Below are 4,527 nucleotides of genomic sequence, written 5' to 3'. Positions count from 1 at the left end.
TGGCGGCGGGCCTTCCAGGTCTCGATGACCATCGGCAGCAGCGAGAGGCCGATGATCGCCAGCACGGCGATCGAGAAGTTCTCCTTCACCACCGGCAGGCCGCCGAAGTAGTAGCCGAGCAGGGTGAAGAGCAGCACCCAGAAGCAGCCGCCGCCCCCGCTGAAGGCAAGGAAACGCAGGTAGCGCATGCGGCCGATGCCGGCGACAAAGGGCGCGAAGGTGCGCACGATGGGCACGAAGCGGGCGATGACGAGGGTCTTGCCGCCGTGCCGCTCGTAGAAGGCGTGCGTGCGGTCGAGGTGCTCGCGCTTGAAGAAGCGATTGCCGCCCCGGAAGACGCGCGGGCCGAGATGGCGGCCGATCGCGTAGTTGAGGTTGTCGCCGATGACGGCGGCGGCGATGAGCAAAGGGATCAGGACCCTGATCTCCAGCGCGCCGGCGCCGGCGAGGGCGCCGGCGGCGAAGAGCAGGGAGTCGCCGGGCAGGAAGGGCGTCACGACGAGGCCCGTCTCCATGAAGACGATCCCGAAGAGGATGCCGTAGACCCAGCCGCCGTAGGCCTGCACCAGCTCGAGCAGGTGCTTGTCGACGTGCAGCACGAAGGAGACGAGATCGCCGAGCCAGTCCATAGGCCGGACAATATAGCGATGGCGGCCGCTCCCGCCAAGCCCTGCCTGCCCGCGGCGGCCCTTTGACCGTGGACATCGGGGGCGCCGCCCCCTAGAATCGCCGGCCGAGCGGGGGCGCGCCGCACGGCGCGCGGCACTTCCCGCCGCAAGCAGGCGAACGGCTCAGGAGGGGCGGACACTTGCACAGCGGACAGGTCGATTTCGTCGCCATGCTCTTCGTGCTGATGCTGGCGACCTTCATCGGACTCGAGGTCATCCGGAACGTCTCGCGGCTCCTGCACACGCCGCTGATGTCCCTGACCAATGCGATCAGCGCGATCGCGATCGTCGGCTCGATCATCGTCACCGGCGAGGAGCTCACGAAGACGAGCACCATCCTCGGCGCGGTGGCGATCGCGGCTTCGACGACGAACATCGTCAGCGGCTTCCTGATCACGAACCGCATGCTCAAGATGTTCAAGAAGAAGGAGCCGGGCCGGTCATGATCGAGACCATCACCCAGCTCATCTACCTCGTGTCGACCGGCCTGTTCGTCCTCTCCCTCAAGTGGATGAACAAGCCCGACACCGCGCGGCGCGCCGTCGTCGCCGGCGTCATCGCCATGGCGGGCGCCATCATCGGCACGCTGCTGCACCCGGAGATCGTCAACTACCTGTGGATCGTCGTGGCGCTGGCCGTGGGCACCGGCATCGGCATTCCGCTGGCGCGCGTGCCGCTCACGGCGGTGCCGCAGCGAACCGCGCTCTCGCACGCCTTCGGCGGCCTGGCGGCCGGCCTGGTCGGCATCGCCAAGTTCTACCTCTGGTTGCCGGCCGGCGAGCTGACCACCTTCCGCACCTCGGCGATCGTGGTCGAGGTCATCCTCGGCTTCCTCACCTTCACGGGCAGCTTGATGGCGGCCGGCAAGCTGATGGAGATCGTGCCCACGCGGCCGATCACCTACCGCGGCCAGAACTTGGTCAACCTCTCGCTGGCGGCGCTGGCCCTGGTGCTCGGCGTCCTGCTCGCCCTGGACCCCAGCCGCGCTGCTTTCTTTCCGATCATCATCGTGCTCTCGCTGCTCTTCGGCGTGCTCCTGATCATCCCGATCGGCGGCGCCGACATGCCGACGGTGATCTCGATTCTCAACTCCTACGCCGGCCTCGCGGCGGTGGCGATGGGCTTCGTGCTCGAGAACAAGCTCCTGATCACGGCGGGCGCGCTGGACGGCGCTTCGGGCCTCATCCTGTCGATCATCATGTGCCGGGCGATGAACCGCTCCTTCGCGAACGTGCTCTTCGGCGCCTTCGGCCAGATCCAGGCCGCCGCCGCCGGCGGCGAGCGAAAGACCGCCAAGAGCGCCAGCCCCGAGGAGGCCAGCCAGATCCTCGAGAGCGCGTCGAGCGTGGTCGTCGTGCCCGGCTACGGCATGGCCGTCGCCCAGGCGCAGCACCGCGTGCGCGACCTCTACGAGCAGCTCACGAAGCGCGGCGTCGACGTGCGCTTCGCCGTGCACCCGGTGGCCGGCCGCATGCCGGGCCACATGAACGTGCTGCTCGCCGAGGCGGAGATTCCCTACGACAAGCTCGTCGAGATGGACGACATCAACCCCGAGATGCCGCAGTGCGACGTCTGCTTCGTGGTCGGCGCCAACGACGTGGTGAACCCCGCCGCGCGCCACGACAAGTCGAGCCCGATCTTCGGCATGCCGATCATCGACGCCGACAAGGCGAAGACCGTGATGGCGATCAAGCGCACGATGAACCCGGGCTTCGCCGGCATCGAGAACGAGCTCTACTTCGCCGACAACACGCTGATGATCTTCGGCGACGCCAAGGCCGTCGTCGGCGAGATCGTCAAGGAGCTGTCCGGCCAGGGCGGCGGGCACTAGCCAGCCGCCGGCCGTCCCCCTGCGCCGCCGCGGCGCGCCCTATCCTTTTCGCTGGAGGTCCGGCGCGTGGCCGAGAAGTTCATCTTCCACATGTACGGGGTCAGCCTGGCCTATGGGCCGAAGCAGGTGCTGAAGGACATCAACCTCAGCTTCTTCCCCGGCGCCAAGATCGGCATCGTCGGCGAGAACGGCGCCGGCAAGAGCAGCGTGCTGCGCATCATGGCGGGCGTGGAGCCCGCCTTCCAGGGCACGGCGCAGCTCACGCCCGGCTTCCGCGCGGGGATGGTCGCCCAGGAGCCCCTGCTCGACGACGCGCTCACCGTGCGCGAGACGATCGAGTCGGCCTTCGGCGCGATCAAGGCCCTGCTCGCCGAGTACGACGCCGTTGCCGCCAGCATGGGCGAGGCGCTCGACGACGCCGCGATGACCAAGGCCATGGACCGCATGAGCGCCCTTCAAGATCGCATCGATGCGGTGGACGGCTGGAACCTGGACCAGAAGCTGGCCGTGGCCAGCGACGCCCTCTGTCTGCCGCCGGACGAGCGCAAGGTGGGCACGCTCTCGGGCGGCGAGCGGCGCCGCGTGGCCCTCTGCAAGATCCTGCTCGAGCAGCCGGACCTGCTGCTCCTCGACGAGCCGACCAACCACCTCGACGCCGAGACCGTCAACTGGCTCGAGGAGCAGCTGCGCGTCTACCCGGGCACGGTGATCGTGGTCACGCACGACCGCTACTTCCTCGACAATGTCACCGGCTGGATCCTGGAGCTCGAGGGCGGCCACGGCATCCCCTGGCAGGGCAACTACAGCTCCTGGCTGGAGCAGAAGCTGGCCAAGCTCGCCGCGGGCGAGAAGGGGGAGTCGCAGCGCGGGCGCGCGCTGCGCCGCGAGCTGGACTGGATCCGCATGAGCCGCGGCGACCGCAGCGCGCAGACCCAGGTGCGCCTGCGCGAGTACGAGCAGCTCCTTGCCCGCGAGCGGCAGGCGCAGCGCGGCGAGGCGGAGGCGGCGATCCGCATCGCGCCGGGGCCGGAGCTGGGCGGGCAGGTGCTGGACTTCAAGGACGTCGCCTTCGGCTACGAGGGCCGGCCGCTCTTCGAAGCGCTCAGCTTCAGCGTGCCGCGCGGCGCGGTGATCGGGCTGGTCGGTCCCAACGGCGCCGGCAAGTCGAGCCTCTTCAAGCTGATCGCGGGCGAGCTGGCGCCGCAGGTAGGCACGGTGGCGCTGGGCGCGGCGGTGAAGCTCGTCCACGGCGACCAGGAGCGCAGCCTGCTGGCGACCGACCGCACTTTGATCGAGGACGTGGGGGAGGGCGTCGATGACATCGTCATCGGCAGCCAGAAGATCCCCGTCCGCAAGTACCTTGCCCAGTTCGGCTTCAAGGGCGCCGCGCAGCAGAAACGCACGAGCGAGTTCTCGGGCGGCGAGCGGAACCGCTGCCACCTGGCCAAGCTGCTCAAGGCGGGTGGCAATCTCATCCTGCTCGACGAGCCGACCAACGACCTGGACGTGAACACGCTGCGCCTCTTGGAGGAGGCCATCCTCGAGTTCAGCGGCTGCGTGCTGGCGATCAGCCACGACCGTTTCTTCCTCGACCGCGTCTGCACGCACACGCTGGTCTTCGAGGGCGAGAGCCGTGTGCGCTTCTGGGAGGGCAACTTCTCCAGCTACGAGGCCTGGCGCCAGAAGGAGCTGGGCGATCGGCTCTTCGAGAACCGGCGGAATCGGTATCGGACACTGGTCAAGGGCTAGTCGTAGAGCGCCCGGATGGCGCTCCAGCTCGTCTCGCCCACCGCATCGCCGAGCAGCCAGATCGTGATCTCGAGGATCGTCGCGTTGCAGGAGGCGATGATCAGGCGGTTGCTGTTCTCGCCGAACAGCCAGACGTCTTCGCGGGCCCCGGTCGTCTGATTGCTCGCCTCGTTCTGGAGCGCATCGTCCAACAGCAAGAGGACGCGCGTGCAGCCGATCCCGCAGCGGTCCTCGATCGTGTAGCTGGCCATGAAGATCCCGCCCAGACCGCTCCACTCA

Annotated in this window: 4 protein-coding genes; 3 read left to right on the top strand and 1 reads right to left on the bottom strand. The window is 68.3% G+C overall.

Going from position 1 to position 4,527, the window contains the following annotated elements; genetic code table 11:
* Window positions 1-629 (bottom strand): DedA family protein (locus FJ251_13790; protein MBM4118776.1); only part of this gene is annotated, 629 nt, incomplete at its 3' end.
* A 209-nt stretch (window positions 630-838) separates the two neighbouring features.
* Here FJ251_13790 and FJ251_13785 point away from each other — a divergent pair.
* From FJ251_13785 to ettA, 3 genes are all read left to right on the top strand, one after another.
* The gene (locus tag FJ251_13785; GenBank protein ID MBM4118775.1) at window positions 839-1,114 is read left to right on the top strand and encodes an NAD(P) transhydrogenase subunit alpha; all 276 of its coding nucleotides are present in this window, start codon (window positions 839-841) and stop codon (window positions 1,112-1,114) included.
* Window positions 1,111-2,499 carry an NAD(P)(+) transhydrogenase (Re/Si-specific) subunit beta gene (locus tag FJ251_13780; GenBank protein ID MBM4118774.1) on the top strand — a complete coding sequence of 463 codons (1,389 nt, stop codon included), beginning with the start codon at window positions 1,111-1,113 and terminating at the stop codon, window positions 2,497-2,499. The genes FJ251_13785 and FJ251_13780 overlap by 4 nt, the downstream gene beginning before the upstream one ends.
* A gap of 66 nt (window positions 2,500-2,565) precedes the next feature.
* Window positions 2,566-4,248, top strand: a complete 1,683-nt coding sequence (gene ettA, locus FJ251_13775) for an energy-dependent translational throttle protein EttA (GenBank protein ID MBM4118773.1) — start codon at window positions 2,566-2,568, stop codon at window positions 4,246-4,248.
* The last annotated feature ends 279 nt before the right edge of the window (window positions 4,249-4,527 follow it).

Source organism: bacterium (assembly GCA_016873475.1).
Classification (GTDB): domain Bacteria; phylum Krumholzibacteriota; class Krumholzibacteriia; order JACNKJ01; family JACNKJ01; genus VGXI01.
Note: the sequence above shows the minus strand (reverse complement) of the source record. Positions and strands in the feature narration are given on the sequence as shown.